Annotated in this window: 11 protein-coding genes; 4 read left to right on the plus strand and 7 right to left on the minus strand. The window is 35.8% G+C overall.

Annotated elements, in window-relative coordinates; genetic code table 11:
- Positions 1-20 precede the first annotated feature (20 nt).
- The 5 genes from PGH12_RS01345 to PGH12_RS01365 all read right to left on the minus strand — a co-directional run bounded on the left by PGH12_RS01345 (position 21) and on the right by PGH12_RS01365 (position 4,130).
- Positions 21-1,217, minus strand: a complete 1,197-nt coding sequence (locus PGH12_RS01345) for a Swt1 family HEPN domain-containing protein (protein WP_267597762.1) — start codon at positions 1,215-1,217, stop codon at positions 21-23.
- A gap of 97 nt (positions 1,218-1,314) precedes the next feature.
- Complete coding sequence (locus PGH12_RS01350; protein ID WP_267597761.1) at positions 1,315-1,881, minus strand: AbiV family abortive infection protein; 567 nt, start codon at positions 1,879-1,881, stop codon at positions 1,315-1,317.
- A 24-nt stretch (positions 1,882-1,905) separates the two neighbouring features.
- Complete coding sequence (locus PGH12_RS01355; protein ID WP_267597760.1) at positions 1,906-2,721, minus strand: hypothetical protein; 816 nt, start codon at positions 2,719-2,721, stop codon at positions 1,906-1,908.
- 159 nt (positions 2,722-2,880) lie between these two features.
- Entirely contained in the window at positions 2,881-3,570 is a 690-nt protein-coding gene (locus PGH12_RS01360) for a hypothetical protein (RefSeq protein WP_267597759.1), read from the minus strand.
- A gap of 299 nt (positions 3,571-3,869) precedes the next feature.
- On the minus strand, positions 3,870-4,130 hold the full coding sequence (locus PGH12_RS01365; RefSeq protein ID WP_267597758.1) for a helix-turn-helix domain-containing protein: 261 nt from the start codon (positions 4,128-4,130) through the stop codon (positions 3,870-3,872).
- A gap of 663 nt (positions 4,131-4,793) precedes the next feature.
- Here PGH12_RS01365 and PGH12_RS01370 point away from each other — a divergent pair.
- The 3 genes from PGH12_RS01370 to PGH12_RS01380 are packed head-to-tail and all read left to right on the plus strand — an operon-like array spanning position 4,794 to position 11,803.
- Positions 4,794-7,799, plus strand: coding sequence for a SusC/RagA family TonB-linked outer membrane protein (locus PGH12_RS01370; protein ID WP_267597757.1), 3,006 nt, complete (start codon positions 4,794-4,796; stop codon positions 7,797-7,799).
- A gap of 55 nt (positions 7,800-7,854) precedes the next feature.
- A complete protein-coding gene (locus tag PGH12_RS01375; protein ID WP_267597756.1) occupies positions 7,855-9,246 on the plus strand; it encodes a RagB/SusD family nutrient uptake outer membrane protein in 1,392 nt (463 codons plus the stop codon).
- A 37-nt stretch (positions 9,247-9,283) separates the two neighbouring features.
- On the plus strand, positions 9,284-11,803 hold the full coding sequence (locus tag PGH12_RS01380; RefSeq protein WP_267597755.1) for an alpha/beta hydrolase family protein: 2,520 nt from the start codon (positions 9,284-9,286) through the stop codon (positions 11,801-11,803).
- Positions 11,804-11,989: 186 nt separating this feature from the next.
- Here PGH12_RS01380 and PGH12_RS01385 read toward each other — a convergent pair whose 3' ends face one another.
- Together PGH12_RS01385 and PGH12_RS01390 are read right to left on the minus strand one after the other, a co-directional pair.
- Positions 11,990-14,227 carry a T9SS type A sorting domain-containing protein gene (locus PGH12_RS01385; protein ID WP_267597754.1) on the minus strand — a complete coding sequence of 746 codons (2,238 nt, stop codon included), beginning with the start codon at positions 14,225-14,227 and terminating at the stop codon, positions 11,990-11,992.
- A 1,825-nt stretch (positions 14,228-16,052) separates the two neighbouring features.
- Positions 16,053-16,676, minus strand: a complete 624-nt coding sequence (locus PGH12_RS01390; RefSeq protein WP_267597753.1) for a porin family protein — start codon at positions 16,674-16,676, stop codon at positions 16,053-16,055.
- Positions 16,677-17,181: 505 nt separating this feature from the next.
- Between PGH12_RS01390 and PGH12_RS01395 the strand changes: the two genes are divergently transcribed.
- On the plus strand, positions 17,182-17,826 hold the full coding sequence (locus tag PGH12_RS01395; protein WP_267597752.1) for a hypothetical protein: 645 nt from the start codon (positions 17,182-17,184) through the stop codon (positions 17,824-17,826).
- The last annotated feature ends 7 nt before the right edge of the window (positions 17,827-17,833 follow it).

Consider the following 17,833-nt stretch of genomic DNA (forward strand, 5'->3'; position numbering starts at 1 on the left):
TTTACTTATAAGTAGAACTGTTAACTTTCATTTAATAAAATTTTCATCGAAAATTTATCCATTTCTATTTTATGTAAATTAATCTCATTTACTATGGAATTAATTTTTTCGTTATCAAAAATTAAAGTTTGATCTAATAAAAACTGTTGTAGCTCCTTTTGTTTTTCAAAACAGAACAATAATTCTTTATGAATATCCTTTTTATGTACAGGAACAGTGATGGATTTTAACTTTCTAATTGTATCATCTAAATATGAAATTAGAGAAGTTAAATTTTCTGTAACCTTTAATAACTTTTTCCCGAGATCTAACTCATTTATAATTTCGAGCTCGCTATAAATTGATCTATATCGTCTTTCATTCATAATCTTTTTAATTTTTATTCTCCAATTTTCTGTTAAATAAACAGATTGAAAGGATTTTAAATCAATTAAGACCTTTGACAGTAAATCTTCGTGCAATTCCCGAAGATTTACCAAGTCGAAATCTGAAATAGGTCTGTTATGTGCTTCCTCTCGTCTCAATTTATTTAGCTGATCCATTGAATTTTCAAATTGAGTAGGACTCTTAAAATAAGATTTAAATAAATTAAAATGGGTTAAAATGATTTTTTTGAGTTGTAATGTAAATGTATATGCAATTAAAATATCACCGTCGGTACAATCCATCCCAAATTGATTAAAATAAATTTCCTTGACATCTTTTCCTAGTTTGCTGTTCAGTCCTATATCCCACCAATTTTCTCCATACTTATCTCTGAGTTTATCTTTTACAATTTCTCTTAATCCGTTTTCAATTTCAAATATTATTTGCTTTGCTTGAGAAAGTCGATAATCTTCTGTGTTTTCTTGAAAAAGGGTTAATTTGAGCCACTCAATTGATTTTTCTGTTCCTATGTTTTCTGCAGCTGATTTAGTTGATAGAGCGTTCAATATTTCCATATTGTTTATATCGAATGCTCGAACTGCATAATAATTGAGATTAATGTTTTCATAAGAAGTGTCTCTAAAAAAGCCGTTAAAAAATCCCATAATTGTAGCAATCTCCAATTTGATATCATTAGATCTTTGCGAAACAGGATAAAAACTACAGCAAAGAGTATCCTCATTTAACAAACTAACATCTTTGACATTTAGTTCATCACAATTAGTATTCAAAATATGAATCATTTTAAGCCCACCAGAAACAGTATTAATTAAGTTTTCAATTGTCATCATTGTCAATAAAATTTTGAAATATTCATTTAAATAGTTTAGTAATAATTTAAGTTATTAATTGCTAAATCTATTTTAAAAGTTGTATTTAAAATGTAGGCTACTTATTCTCAATTTTAGATTTTGCTACAACTGCAATAAGCCTATCTAAATCTGATAAAAATATATTCGTTAAATCTTCTGTGCCTTTAATTCTGTATTCTGCAATTGTTTTAATCTGATCTATGTCTTCAGATTCAATTATTTGGGAAGGGTTATAACTGCTGCCATTGTGTATAAATGAGTATAAACTAAGGTTTTTTAGATTATTTAATTTGTCAATTTGTTCTTTAGAGTATGTTGCATTTTCGAGTATCTCATTACTTAAAGCTCCATCTTTGGCCCAAAGTGCAAAAACGTCGATATTTGTTGATAAATCAAGTTTAATTTTGTGTTGCCTAAATTCAATATCAAATTTTTTCAGTTTTTCATCTGAATAATCGTTGGCTAATAAATATTTAAATATCACAAATACTTTTCCAACTTCCTCAATTGCCAGATGGAATAGTGTATAGGATCTAGCGTATTTTTTTTCACGTTTAAGTATTTCAGCTTCCTCATAAAGTTCCTTTGCATTAATCAATGCATTTGAAATCGCTTGTTCTAAAGTCTCTCTACCGACAGTCATCTTTTACACTTTTAAAAATTAGTATTAAAATCTACGTTTCTTTTCTAATTCAATTAGATAATCCCAATAATCTTGTCCCATTTCTTCTGGGGTAGTCAACATTATGGAAGGAACTTGTAATTCTACGGAAGCAATAAGGCCGTCGAATTCTTGCCTCAAATCTTCTAAAAAACTATAATTTGATCTAAACTCTTTACTGTAATCAAGAAGAGCGTCAAGAGCATTGTCGATAATTAACATCTTGATATATATTTTTAAATCTTTGTCCTGTAGACTATCATTTGATTTAAGCTTAAACAACTTTATATCCGAGCTATAATCAGGTCGATATATATAGGAGATAGTATATGGGTTTCCATGCTTAATACTACTTAAAACAGTATATTGCATATAAAAATTCTTTTCTTCAAAAGGACGTTTGGTTGTAATGTTTTTAATTCTACGTTCATTCTCTAAAACATCACAGACCATGTCGTAAACTCTCCAAGGTGTTTTCTTAGTTAATGCATGATCTGTATGAAGTTGAGCATTTGGAATAGGCTCAATTAAAATTTTCCTTAGGGTTAAAATACGCTCCCAACATGCAGTAGCAATTGAACCAGCACTTTCGATATAACCTTTATCCATTAAATCACGCAGTGTATGTAATAGTTCCACAATCGAACTCAAATAAATTCCACAGGTTCCTAATACCTTTTGTCTTTCTTCATTAAGATTGTCAACGTCAATGTAACGTAAGGCATCCTCGAACTGGTCTAGAATTATATCATACATTGAATTGTAAACTGTTTTGTTTTTATCGTTTACTAATAGCTCTAAGTCTCTAACTGTTATATTCATAATGCAAAGTAATTACTGATGTGCGCATTCTTTTTGCGCACTAAAAAATATTTACTAATTGTTAATTATTTTTTAAACCCTTTTGATTTGTTTTTAATTATAACCTTATTTTCTAATTAGCAACAACAAAAAGTAAGTTTTTATATTGAATAAAATTTTTTATTTAAATGTTGAAATATATCGATCGTAATTAATAACTCTTTGCGGATTTAGAGAATTCAAAATGATATTTTTCAGGTCGTCTTCAATACCATCGTAATATTTATCCAGCAATCCCAAAAATATAAATTGAAAATCTGTGTACATATAGCTGTAATGCTTGTCTGGATACACTTCCTTTCCAAAATATTTATCATTATTTTCTTCCAGAAACCTTACAGAGCTTCGCATCTCATCGTCAAAAATTTTATTTAATTCTTTTGCAGAATTTATTTCCATCTTATTTTCATATAACCTTTCAAATAACTTCCATCGTAAATCAGCAAATTGTCTCTTAAAAAAATTATTGTTTTTTTCGACTTCAATAATTCGTATATCTAATAAATTTTTCCACTCATTAAATCTGTCCTGTTTTACCTTTTCTCTGTTGGCAACCTCGGCGGCAGTTAATCTTAGTATCCCAAAGTAAGCGACGATTAGTGTTATTGTTGCAGCAAATAATTCTTTGAATTCACTAAATTCTTTAATGTAATTATTTAATCCTAGGATACTAGGATCAAAATAGTCATTACAGAGATTTGTTTGAACAATAAATAAGGCACTCGCTGATACTCCTACTAGTATTAATGATGTTGTTATAATTATTATGTTGAAAAATGACTTTATAATAGTGAATATTTTAGTTGACATTTGCTGATTAAAAGTTTTTATTATTCTCAAATGTACATTTTTTTAGAGCTATTAATTGTATAGTATTTTAATATATTTGTCAAAAACGCGTTTGTGAAAACATTTAAAAATTACAGCATTATTTCAACGATTGCAATATTTGTATTATCGATTAGTCTTTACAATAAAACTAATGATTACAACAAAACTTAAAGCAATATCAGGAGACAGAGGACGTTCTTAAACAATGTTCTGATAGATATTACAAAGAAATTGATAAATAAAACGAAATCCTAACTAAGAGCTAGGATTTCGTTTATCTATTCATCAATTTTATATTTCTCAATATCAAAATCAAAGTCAAAAAGTTCTTTAGGAGAAATACCAAAAGCAGATGACATTTTTAACATTGTTTCAATGGTAGGATTGCCTTTTCCATTTTCAAATTTATTGTAATTACTTGAATCGAAAGTTGAATTCTGCGCAACTTCGTCCATTGAGTTATATTTTTTAGCTCGAATCTTTTTCAAATTTTCCGAGAATTCTAGCATAAATAATCTTAAGACTTCTTTGCTATCCATAAATAAAATATTTACAAGCAATTTTGGATTTTCGATTTAAAAATTCGTGGTAATATATTACCAGGTAATAAATAAAATTATTATATTTGTAAAATAAGTTACAGAAAATGTAATTTTGCGATACTTCAAAGAAAAATAGAAGCTATTGCTTAGAATCTCATTCTGAAAACTGGTAATTTAAAGTATACGAGAGGATAAGTACAATAGCTCACGACCGCGGCGTGAGCTCTCTTATCTGTATACAAGGTATACCAGTACCTCAGAATGGATATGTAGAGTCTCACGCTGTTTTTATTCCAGCATTCTCATATTCTACATCCTAAGCCGCTTCCTCAAAATACAGTATCAGACTGAACGATACAATGGGGTGTACAACTCATTGCGGCTTTTGAAGCTTTTATAGGACACAATTTTCATTCATATTAATTTTTTAAGATGTGTTGGGGCAGGAGGTTTTGCTATGTTCTTACTGAGGCTTCCTCCCAAGCATCATCGCAGTAAACTATGTCTATGCTAAAAATAAAACTGAATTTTAAGAAACAGAAAGTGTAAAGAATAACTAACCATAGAAACAAGAAAGCCCTCTTAGCACTATAAGTATTGTGGAATTTACGCAGTGCAGAAGAGAGCCTAAAATTTAACGAATTAAATCTTTTCAAAAGTATGAAAAAAAACTTTTGCAGCCTGAGTCATATTCAATTGGCTTTTGGCTTCACCTTGCTCGCCTCCGGCGTAGCAATAGGACAGATGCGTGTGATTACAGGCACTGTTACAGATAATACTAATAATAAACCGATTTCAGGGGTAAGTATATTTCAGGAGGGTAGTGATGCGGTTGCTACTACCAATAGTTCAGGTATTTATAGAGTTCAGGTATCAGGTGAGAATCCTGTCCTTGTCTTTAAGCACCCTGATTATCCTGACCGAAAAGTTTCTTTAAGCGATAAAGTAGCTGTTAATGTCTCATTGGGTAAAGAGAACGACAAAGAGAAATCAATAGAGGAGGTCGTTCTCAATGCAGGATATTATAAGGTTCGGGATAAGGAGAGAACGGGGAGTATTGCGAAGATTTCTGCAAAGGATATTGAGAACCAGCCTGTGACGAATGTTCTTTCGTCTGCCCAAGGAAGAATGTCTGGGGTGTCGATTACTCAGAACTCGGGTGTTCCGGGTGGTGGGTTTGATATTCAGATTAGGGGAAAGAACAGTATTCGTAGGGAGGGGAATGAACCTTTGTATATTATTGATGGGGTGCCTCAGGCTTCTGAAACGCCTTCTCTTTATTCTGCGACGATTCTTCCGTTTTCTTCTATTAATCCTTTGAACTCGATTAATCCTAATGATATTGAAAGCTTTGAGATCTTGAAGGATGCGGATGCTACTGCTATTTATGGGAGCCGCGGTGCGAATGGGGTGATCATTGTGACGACTAAGAAAGGGAAGAAAGGCAGGACTGAGGTGAAATTGAATACAAGTTATTCTTTAAGCAGTGCTGCCAGGCGGATGAAGTTGTTGAGTACAGAGGAGTATCTGGATATGCGTAGACAGGCTTTTCAGAATGATAATATTTCTGTTGTTCCTGCTGCTAATTATGATATTAACGGGATTTGGGATCAGAGCAGATTTACGGATTGGCAGAAGGAGTTGATTGGGAATACCGCTACGGCTTCTGTGGTTCAGTTGTCATTGAGCGGTGGTTCTGAAAATATGTCTTATCTGATCAGCTATAATCATAATGAGCAGTCGACGGTCTTTCCTGCGGATTTCAGGTACAGGACGAATAATTTCAGTGGGAGTTTCAGTTACAGGACACCGGATAAGAAGTTGGAATTGAATATGACGAATTCCATTTCCTTTCAGAATAATAATGTGCAGAATGATGACCTGACCCGTAGAAGTTTGACTTTGAGTCCTAATGCACCGGCTTTGTATACTTCGTCAGGGGAGATCAATTGGGAGAATTCTACTTTTTCGAATCCGATTGCAGGGTTGAAAAGCGAGTATCTGAACAAGACCGCTTATTTTAACAATGGGCTTAATGTTTCCTATAAGCTGTTTCCTTTTCTGTCTTTAAAGATGAATGGGGGAATCAGCTATCAGAATTTTGAAGAGCAGTCTCTGAAACCGCATACGATGTATAATCCTTCATCGGGGCTTACGAGTGCCAATTCGATCTCGTCTAAAAACAAGCAGACCAACTTTTCTTATATCATCGAACCGCAGGTGGTAGGAACCTACGGGTGGAAAGAGCACCAGTTTGAGCTTCTGTTAGGAACAACCCTGCAGCAGACGGTCTCTGATCAGGGTGCAATACAGGGATTGGGTTTTGAAAGCAATGCACTGATTGGGAATATCGGAGCTGCTAAGACGAAGGTAATTCCTGACCAGGTCGTTACCCAGTACTATTATACTGCTGCTTTTACAAGGTTCAATTATCAGCTGAAGAAGAAATACATTGTGAACCTAACGGGTAGAAGGGACGGTTCAAGCCGCTTCGGTGCCAATAACCGTTTTGGGAATTTCGGAGCAGTAGGAGCAGCGTGGTTGTTTTCTGAGGAAGGATTTTTGAAAGAGAGTCAATGGCTGAGTCTTGGTAAGATCCGGGGAAGTATCGGAACGACAGGGAATGATAAGATCGGGGACTATCAGTATCTGAATACCTATATCGTCTCTGCGAATATCTATAACGGAATTACGGGGCTGAATCCTGCTAGGCTTTATAATCCTTATTTCAGTTGGGAGAAAACGGTGAAGAAGGAGATTGCCCTTGAATTGGGAATGTTTAGGAACAGGCTGGGTTTTTCTGCGGCGTATTATGAAAATACCTCATCGAATCAATTAGTGGGAATTCCACTTCCTGCAACAACAGGGTTTTCTTCGATACAGTCGAACCTTCCTGCTAAGATTCAGAATACGGGATGGGAATTTGATGCGTCTTTCCAGGTACTTCGAAGTGGTGAGTTTAAGTACAATACATCGCTGAATGTAAGTATTCCCAGAAATAAGCTGTTAGAGTTTCCGAACCTTGAAGGTTCTACGTATGCGAACCAGTATATGATCGGGCAGCCGGTAGGGATTGTGAAGTTGTATCAGTATGATAGGATCGATCCGGTGACCGGATTATATAGGTTCAGGGACTTTAACGGTGACGGGAAGATCACCAGTCCTGATGACAATAAGCTGGCTGAGCGAGTAGGTGTTGAACTGCATGGGGGCTGGAACAATAGTTTCAGGTTTAAACAGTGGTCTGCATCTTTCTTATGGCATTTTGTCAAACAACGGAATTTTAATTACAACCGTCAGATATCGCTTCCGGGTACGATGAACAATCAGCCTGTAGAGGTGTTGAATGCATGGTCGCCCTCTAATCCTGATGCGGATTATATGTCTTATACTGCTGGAACGAATGCACAGAAAAATGCTTTGAATTTATTCTTTCAGAATTCTACGGCTGCTGTGGGTGATGCTTCTTTTATCAGGCTGAAGAATGTTCAGCTGAACTACAGCATCCCGGTGCAGAAGTTTGGGTTCAGGGAAGCGATGATTTATGTGCAGGGGCAAAACCTGCTGACGCTGTCGAATTATTTCGGGCTCGATCCTGAATTCAACATTGTCGGTTACCTTCCGCCGTTGAAGACGTATTCTATGGGATTCCAGCTGACTTTTTAATGGATTTACTTGTATTCTACTTAGTAATAAATAAAATAATTAAAAGAATAAAAAAATGATCAAATATATTAAACTACCGTTCTATATCGCGTTATTGGTGGCACTGCTGCTTGCTGTGAACTCGTGCGAAAAATGGATAGAGACTGATTTTCCGAATAACCAGCTTCCTACGGAGCGGGTATTCGAAGATGAGCAGACGGCCGAAGCTGCTTTGGCGGGATTGTACGGAGCTTTATGGAATAACAGTATGCTGGCGGGTTCTTCTGACGGGACGGGGTATTTTCTGGGAAATTATACTGATGATATTACGTGTATTTTGACGACAGCCAACAACGGGATTGTTGATATTTTTAATAATCAGCAGGTTCCTACCAATACCGTTGTTAATTCGGTTTGGACGAATGCTTACCAGCAGATTTATATTGCCAACAGCATTATTTATGGGGTGGAGCATTCAAAAATTCTTCCTGTTGCGGTGAAAGACCGTATTCGGGGTGAGGCTGTATTTGTCCGCTCGTTGCTGTATTTTTATCTGTATCAGATTTATGGTGAGGTTCCTTATACGGATACGATTGACTATACTGTTAACATGAATTTGAAAAGAATGCCTAAAGAGCAGTTTTTGGTGAGGCTTGAAACGGATATGTCAGAGGCGGTGAATCTGATGCCGTCCAATTACCGCAGTGCTGAAAGAATTTATGCGAATAAGGCAGTGGGAACGGTACTGTTGGCCAGGATGAAAATGCTGATCGGAAAATGGAGTGAGGCAGAAGTCTTGTGTCAGTCCGTGCTTCAGACTTCAGGGTATGCATTTCAGAATGATATTGCGAAGGTTTTTCAGAAGAATGGTTCTCACATTATTTGGCAGTTGAAGCCAAGGAATAACAATGATCCGACGAAGGAAGCTACGCTGTATAGTTTTACAACAGCTCCTACATCTTACGTTCTGAATGTCAATCTGGTGAATTCTTTTTCATCAGGGGATTTGAGAAGGCTGCATTATTTTACGGGTGTAACTTTTAATGGGCAGACGAATTACCGTTCGACGAAATACAAGAATATCTCGGCAGGAAACAATACCACCGAATATTCTGTTGTTTTCAGACTGGAGGAGGTGCATCTGATGTTGGCTGAGGTTCTGATTCAGCAGGGGAAAGTGGCTGAGGCGGTTCCGCATCTTAACAAAACAAGACAAAGGGCGGGTTTGACCGCGTTAAGTACCGGGATTGCGGCTCCGGTGGCAATGAATGAACTGAAAGCGGAAAAAAGAAGGGAGTTCTTTGCTGAACATGGTCAGCGGTTCTTTGATCTTAAACGCTGGGGGGATCTTTCTTTATTGGTATTGATAAAACCCAACTGGAAAGCTTTCCATCAATTTTGGCCGCTGCCTCAGAAGGAACTTTTGGTCAATCCTAATCTAAATCCTCAGAATGATGGGTATCAATAGGGAGTGTGTGGAAGTTGTTTTCAGATCCGCTTTCTGTATGAGAAAGTTTATAAATATTGCATTTTCGACTATTGCTGTATTGATGGTTATGATGCCCTTTGTTACTTTGCAGGGGCAGAAATATCCGGAGCTTGATGAGTTGGTACAAAAAACGGAGAATCTCATGAGTCCGAAAATATCTGATAATGGTAAGTGGGTCGCCTGGTATTCTTCGAAAAATGACTTGCGGGAGATGGTGGTTTATGTGCGCAGTATAGATGATCCAAAAAAACAATTCATGCGGAAATCTGTTAAGAAATGGATTTTTGCGAAGGATAAAATAAGCCTTTTGACAGGCAGCAGACTTGAAGTTCTCAACTTACTTACGGGTAAATCAAGGTATTTCGATCATGTTAAATCCATGGAATATCTCAAAGGTGAGGACTTACTGGTTGTACATTATAATGAAAAAGGGGAAGGGAGGTTGGAATTGTACAATGATAAGATGAGATTGCAAGACATATTGGAGAAGGTTAGTTTTTATCTTAAAAAGGAGAATCATCTTTTTGTGATGAGAAAAGATAAAATTGTGAATGAGGCGTTTGTTTTACAAAACGAAAAATTGCAAAAGATATATTCGACATCTCATGCAATCCAGGATATTTGGTTGTCGGGAATTGCAGCTGGCGGATATATTCTCAGCGAAGTTAGGGAAGAAGGGATTGCAGCGGTCTATGTTTCTAAAGATTATGAAGCTGTTCGTATGGAGGACGACCTTGCAGGATTTCAGAATATGACTTTGGAAACCTCACAAGATGATGAAAATGTGTTCCTTGTTTTTTCGAAGATTGCGTATCCTGAAAAAGAAAATGTGCAAATATGGTATGGCGAGGAAAAGCAGCTCGGTAAATACATTAGAGGCCACTTGGAAAAACATAAATTGATATGGAATCCTGTAAATAGGACTAAAACTCCTGTTAGCAATGAGATGTATAGCAGCGAAACTCGGATCGGGAAGAAAGGTTTTTTCTTAAAATTATTTGAAGACGACTGGTTGACTGACAAAGCAGACCGTAAATCGGGAAAAGGTTACGACCAGTTGGTCTTGTGGAACAGTAGAAATGATAGTCACTCTTTACTTACAGAGTTTAACGGAAAAATGGTAATTGATCCCAAAGGTAATTCTGTATTAGTAGTCAAAGAAAATAGATGGTGGCTGTTTGATCTTGATTCAGGGATGATTCGTGATAAGAAGATGCCTGCGAGTGCTGCTCCGTATTACACATCGAAGGATCAGATACTATGGATATTTAATGGGAAGTTGATTTTAGAAAATATCCTTTATTGTAGTACAAGAATTTTGGCTGAATTTGATCAGTTCGAAGTACAGATAATCAATGCTGATGTTGAACAGACTCCATTTGGTTACGGAAAACATTTTGGTTCGGTAAATCTGGATCAATTACTGATTATAAAACTCTCCGATGTTGAAAACGCTAGATTTAAGTATGTATCTGTTGATAAGAAGGGGAGAGTAGATTTGATCGTTGCCGAGACGTCTGATCATCTATCTGAATTTAAGAAGGCTGAAAATGCAGAGGCTTATGTTTGGCTATCTGAAAACTTTAATAAAGCACCTGTACTTATGGCAAAAAGAAAATCAAAGGCTGCAATGGAGATTTACCGATCCAATAAAGAAATGCAAGGTGTGGAAAATTTAAAAAGAGTGGTAGTTCGCTATAAAGGTTCTGGTGGTGTTGATCTTTCTGGTGCATTGTATTTGCCGCAGAATTTCAATTCTTCTTTGAAATATCCTGTGGTAACCCATATTTATGAATCGCAGCATCACTTGACCAACCGTTATTTTAAAGCAAGCTATCTGAATGGATTGGGAATGAATGAAGCTCTTTTATTACATTCCGGGATTGGTATTTTTCTTCCTGATATTTCATACTCAGAAAAAGGACCAGCATTGTCAGCTTTGGAAAGTGTGAATAGTGCAATAGATGAACTGGTTAAAATCAAGGAGGTTGATAGTACAAGATTAGGATTGGTAGGACAGTCTTTTGGTGGATATGAGACTTCATTTATTGCCGGACATTCGAAAAGATTTGCTGCATATATTGCTGGGGCTGCAGTTACAGATCCGCTGCGAATGTTTTATTCACTTAATAAAGGTTTTGATGCGCCGGAATACTGGCGTGTGGAAGGAAGGCAGTATGAGTTCAAAACTCCGCTGGCTGACAATCCTGAAAAATATATCAAAAACAGTCCCATCATGTTTGCGCAGGATGTCTCATCACCAATGCTGTTGTGGGTGGGAACCGGTGACACCAATGTGGATTTTGAACATACAAGATCTCTTTTTATTGCTTTACGTAAGTATAGAAAGCCTGTTATTGCTTTACTTTATAAAGATGAGCAGCATGCGTTAATGCAGCAAGATAACCAAAAGGATCTTACTTTAAAAATGATGGATTGGTGGAGTTTTTATTTGAAGGATGAAAAGGATTTCCCATGGATTAAACATTTTGTGAAAACTAATCAAGGCGAGCTGTATCGTATTTGCGCAGATTGATGATCTTAAATTATATGCTTTTATACATTTTGAAAAGTAAGTTGATAATCTTCAATGCAGGTGTATACTAAAATATTGTTGTCATTAAACTTTACAGGAATGTGGATATCTCTAAAAAAAGCCATAATCTGTTTAATAGAAAAAGCAGGCAAAATCTGCCTGCTTCATTAGATTATTGATTAATAATTACTTTACCATCACTTGATGATTTTCAATTCCTTCGCCATAATTTATCTTCAATGTATAGATACCAGGTAATAAGCCGGTGACGTTAATGGTACCCTTGTTATTATTAAGAACTGTATTTCCTTGTCTGGCTCCAATATTATTATAGAGCTCTGCAGTGATTTTTGATGTTTTATTGGCTTGATTATTTGCAGTGATTGTAATGATATCACTTGCAGGATTTGGAGAAACAGTAAATAGTTTTTCTTCAACAACTGCAATTCTGTTACCATAATTATTAAACAAGATATTCTTCCAAGGCCCCCATCCACATTTATTTTTTGCGCGCGCACGGACTTGCATACTGCTTGCTCCTGTAGTGGGAGATAAAATAGCCATTCTTCCGGTTACCTTTGTACCATTATTGCTGACCGTTGAAATATATCCATTTCCCGAACTGACAAATGTAAAGTTACCATATACTTTTTCCCACTCGTAATCTGTGCTGATACTTGGATTACCTTCCATTCCAACACCGTCAACAACGGCATTAAATAGCTGTCCATAGCTTCCACTGTTAAAACATACCGTATCATAAGGATTTCCGCAAGAAGCGTTTGGCATTTTAACTCTTGGACCGCCAATCCATACATTTTTAGTTACCGTATTAGATCCGCCATCTCCCTGTAGAAAAGCCTGTAAGGTCACATTTCCGTTTGCATTAGGTTTAGGGGTTAATATCAATTGAGGCAAGTTCGTTGGTCCGTTGATATCTACTAAGGAAGCTCCGTCAGTAATGATCCACGTAATGGAAGGTGCAAAGCCTGTTGTATAAGCTAAAGGTGACCCTGTACCGCAAACTATATCTTCCCCACCAATTTTAATTTTATCCCCACAAAGATATGCCGAAGCACGTACCGTATTTTGAACACTCAAATTTGAAGAAAGTTGATCTTGTACAAACAACCCGCTTCGATTGCTGAATCTGATATGCCCATTATTTTCATTGACAGTTTCTGCCATAAAGTTTGCAAACGGTATTTGGTTGACATCACTTGGCTCATTAGCACTAAATGGTTTCTGATAGTCAGCTTCTGTAAGGACCGAGTTACCTCTCTTGTAATCTAAGGCACTTGGGGTAGGAATGAAACTGAACTCATTTACTGTAAGGTCATTAGATATAGATGATGGGATCTCATTCATAGCAAGCATAAATCTTCCTCCTCCATATTTGTCAAAAGGTAGAATTCCTGATGGCTGATTAGCCGACCCGTTGAGTAGTTCGACCTGGGCATTGACCAGCCATAGTATTTTTTTCTTGTATTTGATACTGCCATTATAAATTTGATTGGAAGCGTTTAACTGCGTCATGGGTTTTGCTGTAATATCAAAGACGTATTTTGAGCTACCCGGTAGAGAGGCTAAAACAATCATATCCAATCTGTGTGTTGCCACCCCGATCAGTGAACCCAATATATCAGAAAACATATGCTGGTTAGGAGTTTCTTTGTACAATCTCAAAAGGTTCGAAAATGTTTGATCGGTACCGCATTCACTACCGTTTGATATAGCCACATTTCTTGTTTGCTGAGGATATCCCTTAGTCTTAAGTGTAATCTGCCAGTCATCATGCATTGAATTATTGATTTGATAGTTCCTGTTGACATAATTAAGCAACATCTGTCTCGCAGCTGGTGTATCAGTTAAGGTCAGCACGTCCCCAACAGATATTCCTTCATTAAAGAATGGTACAACAAATTCACCAACACCCAAAGCGATCGGAGTTTTAACATATGCGCGGGTAACATTGACCAACATATTTTGGATTGATAAAGGTATATTCGCTCCGAGGTGCGGACTGTCGTGTGAAATGAAAAGTCTGGTCTGGTGAGCAATCCCGTGGTCTTCCATATCTTTTAAGGCATACCTGGCAACAAGTCCTCCCATGCTTTGCCCAACTACAACATTTTGCTCTGTACCTAGTTTGTTAGCATTCACCCAAGAGATAGCCGCTGCTAATAGTCCCGCATTATTTTGTATATAGTCTACACCGTTATTCCAGTCAACATAAATGATATCATAGTCACTGTTAATCATGCCGGCTAAAGGTCCCCCTTGTAGTAATGAATTTTTAAAAGATTGAATATCACTTAAACCGGCATCTCTTGTGGGCGCTACAATAACACCCATATCAAACCCTTCTGCAACAATAAGGGGCTTGGTCACTCTATTTCTTCCAGGTGCTAAGTGGATATACATTGTAGCCCTGTTGTTGCCACTGTAAAGAGTCCTCTTACTTTGCGGCTCCAAATTCGCATTTTTCGTAGCAGTTGAACTTGTGTCGACATAAGAGTCTAGGCTGCCATCAACAACAAAGCGGGTATGACTGTAGAGTATATGACCATTTGTCAGCGTTATTTTAAATGTCCAGGTATAGGTTCCCATCGAAGGATAGCTCACATCAAGCACTTGATTTTGGATTAACGGCTGATAAGATGCTGCATCTGAAAGCTTGTATTCTATGGATTGAATTAAAGAAGCTTGATTGCTGATAAAAAGATTGCTAGGCATCTTAATCTTGAAAGAAAGCTTGTTATGCGAGTTAACAGATGGTGCAATTGCAAAAACTTTCTTGAGCTCATAAGGATTACGCCATACACCGTTTCGATATTTATCTCGGAATTTCCCATTAACGAGCGAAACAGTAACCGGGTCTCCAAAAGTCTGAGCATTATTAACTGTTTCAGCAGAGAATTGGCTGTATTCGTAGAAAAGACCTCCTAAAGGTATTACATCAGTTGCCTGAGCAGTTTTCCAGTCCGACACAAAATCTGCTGGTGACTTAGGGGTATACGCTGAAGCATGAAGACGGCTCATTAATAAAGTATTATAAATACCGGCTATTAGTTTAGAGCTGGTGTAAGAACTGTCAGGCAGGCTACCATCGTACTTTTGTAGATTGGCAAATTCAACCGCAGCGTCCAATAAAAATCCTGATGGTATCCTATCCTTTTCTAATTCCGTGAATGCGGATTCTAAAACATTATCCTGTAGATCAAAAGGCTGTGTCTGTGCACGCAGGAGGTAAGTTCCTGTTAATAGCAACAGAATTAAATAAATCTTTTTCATAGTAATTTTAATTAATTGTAAGTTGGTTCACTATTCATAATTAATAGTAGTTGAAAGGCTGATCGAATGTTAGATTCTACTCACTTAAGGAGCGTTGGATAAATTCATTGTTGTTTGATTTATGGTGTTCTAAAGTACAAATAAACTATTGTGACAAAAGAAAAAAAATGATAACAGATTCAAGTACCAGTTATAATTTATAAATTTTTACTTCTAATAACTACTTAATTATTTACTGATACAAAGCAATTATCATGATGCGACAGAACTTGACGTGTTTAAAAGTTTTTTTACCTCAAATTTTGCAAAATGTTTTTTTTGATACTATAATCTCTATGATTACAATTTCTAGATCTGTTTTTCAATTGAGATGTTGTTAAACTTTTGTTCCCAAAAATTTTTGTAATTCTTAAATACAAAATATTGTAGCAGTTTTGTTCCATACCCAAACTACAGTAATTTGATACTTAAAAATTCTTTATTGAAGGACATAGCTATATAATCCAAACCTAATGCTGCTGCTTACACAATAAAAGTTTAGGAAACTTGTGTTTGGAAAAGATGTTTTAACGCCTGTAGAGTTTGATGGTCTTGGAAGGCGGGCTAATTATGTCGGTTGCTAAATAGGAAAAATACATGATGACAACCCATTTATGTGCATTACATATTTTCTCACCGATGGTTTGGAGGTCGTAAGCATTTGGTACTGGATGTAGATTTTGAATGCGCTCATGCTCCTTCTATTGATTATGAAGTAGTAATTAGGGAATTCAAGCAGCAGATTAACATTATAAAGTTACAGAGTACACTCTGATGATGCAGGACAAGAATAGAAATCTTACCCAAAAAGGGTGGATGGAGGAAGTATTATTTGAAAGGTAAAAGGTATCTTTTGGATTGATCAATAAATAGAGGATGCTAAAAACAACCTCTATTTATTGTAAGTTTTATGGTTTTAGTTAAAGACATAGCCTACGCCAGCCTGTAAAAAACCAATCTTAGTAGGGAGATTTCCATTGTTGATTTTTATGAAATTAAAATTATACCGAGCGTCTACAAAAAACTTATCATTAAGTTTGTATTCTGCGCCAAGAAATGGAAAGAGATTCAAGCTTTTAATGCCGTCATAGTTTTGAGAATCAGTCCCGTTAATTATTTGCTCCGTTCTTACTTTTTCCGAAACATTAAATGCTAGATTCATTCCCACAGATGCTGAAAATTTAGGGATAAAGTAATATTTCATAGAAATAGGTACTTGTATTTGAGTTAGCTGATAATCAAGTTCCATGTTGATCATCTGAGGATCATTATCAGTAATTTGAACAAAGGGTACATTTTGCTTTCCACCAATCTGAGTATAGAGCAGTTCAGCCTGAATGCCGATTTTTGAAGATACGGGTTGTTCTCCGACTAAACCGGCATAAAAATATGATTTTGAATCCAGCTTATTATCAAAAAATTTCATTGTTGATAAGGAATAACCTGCTTTGGCTCCAAATTTAAATTCTGAATCTGCAGTTTGAGCGGTGATTAATCCTGAAAAAGTAATTGCGGCAGCAACTAAAGATTTGTGTGTCATTTTTATTAAGTTTATTTTATTACCTAACGGTTATATTCTAAGGAAATTGTTTAGGAAAATAAATTGATTGAAATTATTTGGATAGATTCTGAAAAGCTATTATTCAGCTACCAAAAATAAAAATTGTTAAACTGAATTTTTGCAGTTCATAACGGTAGCTGATTTTTTCTATGTAATAGAACCTAAAATTCCATAAAAGCTAACGGCAAATTGTTTTATCTATACATATCAACAATGCATCAAAATTTCGTTTTTAAAAATCAGAGATCATATTTTTTAAGGTTTAAAACAATGATAAAAAATATAATTATTGCTGAATATTAATCTTTTTGTTGTGATATTTGATTCGTTTTAATCTTTTTAGTTGTGAATTAAATTTATTTTTAGTTATTTAAATTATTGTTTATCAGTTTTTTAAATATGTTTTTAAAAATAATTAAAAAAAATATTTCACATTGTAGATATTTAGTGTAGATTTGGCAGACCAATTTTTAATAAAATTATTATGAAAAAAATTCTAGTGTCTTCAATGGCGCTTGTAGTTGCAATGTCATGCTCTACAAACAATGACTCAGTTGAAAATTCTTTGAACGAAAATCTTGAATCTTTTGGAAAAACTACTGATTCTCCACAGATCGAAAGCAGGGAGTTTACTTCCAAACTTTTGGGAAACAATTTCATTACCAGCAATGGCGCATCGCTTTATCCGGCAAATAAGGATAAAATGATCGCTGATTTCATCTCTGTGCATAAAAAAGCTCCGGTTATTCACGGGCCTTTCACTGTAAGTATCGGAACTCCTGGTGCTAACCCAACAAATCAAAAGGTGACCTATACACAGGTAGGAAACACATATCCTACATCTGGGGTTTACATTGCTGATGTGTATAATTATTTCTTGAAGGTTCAAGTTCCATCAAATGCTGTAACTGCTTGGGTTGAAAGTGTAGATAATCCTGGATATGCAAATTACACAACACAAACTGTTGGCTTTAATACAAGTATGGCTACAGAAAATGGTAATAAATTTTGTCTGGGTAATACTTATACCATGGTATTAACACATAATATTGTTGGGCAACTTATCAATGCGGTAGTTCCGGCGGCATCGGGTGCTAAAACATTTACTTATTATTACTTAACGACATAATTTCAAT

The sequence above is a fragment of the Chryseobacterium sp. CY350 genome (genome assembly GCF_027945075.1).
Lineage (GTDB): Bacteria > Bacteroidota > Bacteroidia > Flavobacteriales > Weeksellaceae > Chryseobacterium.

Excerpts from the sequence above, each read along its gene's own strand:
- PGH12_RS01390 (WP_267597753.1), bottom strand. The coding sequence starts at position 16,676 with ATGACACACAAATCTTTAGTTGCTGCCGCAATTACTTTTTCAGGATTA.
- PGH12_RS01355 (WP_267597760.1), bottom strand. The coding sequence starts at position 2,721 with ATGAATATAACAGTTAGAGACTTAGAGCTATTAGTAAACGATAAAAAC.
- PGH12_RS01385 (WP_267597754.1), bottom strand. The coding sequence starts at position 14,227 with ATGTATATCCACTTAGCACCTGGAAGAAATAGAGTGACCAAGCCCCTT.
- PGH12_RS01380 (WP_267597755.1), top strand. The coding sequence starts at position 9,284 with ATGAGAAAGTTTATAAATATTGCATTTTCGACTATTGCTGTATTGATG.
- PGH12_RS01350 (WP_267597761.1), bottom strand. The coding sequence starts at position 1,881 with ATGACTGTCGGTAGAGAGACTTTAGAACAAGCGATTTCAAATGCATTG.
- PGH12_RS01365 (WP_267597758.1), bottom strand. The coding sequence starts at position 4,130 with ATGGATAGCAAAGAAGTCTTAAGATTATTTATGCTAGAATTCTCGGAA.
- PGH12_RS01375 (WP_267597756.1), top strand. The coding sequence starts at position 7,855 with ATGATCAAATATATTAAACTACCGTTCTATATCGCGTTATTGGTGGCA.
- PGH12_RS01370 (WP_267597757.1), top strand. The coding sequence starts at position 4,794 with ATGAAAAAAAACTTTTGCAGCCTGAGTCATATTCAATTGGCTTTTGGC.
- PGH12_RS01345 (WP_267597762.1), bottom strand. The coding sequence starts at position 1,217 with ATGATGACAATTGAAAACTTAATTAATACTGTTTCTGGTGGGCTTAAA.
- PGH12_RS01360 (WP_267597759.1), bottom strand. The coding sequence starts at position 3,570 with ATGTCAACTAAAATATTCACTATTATAAAGTCATTTTTCAACATAATA.
- PGH12_RS01395 (WP_267597752.1), top strand. The coding sequence starts at position 17,182 with ATGAAAAAAATTCTAGTGTCTTCAATGGCGCTTGTAGTTGCAATGTCA.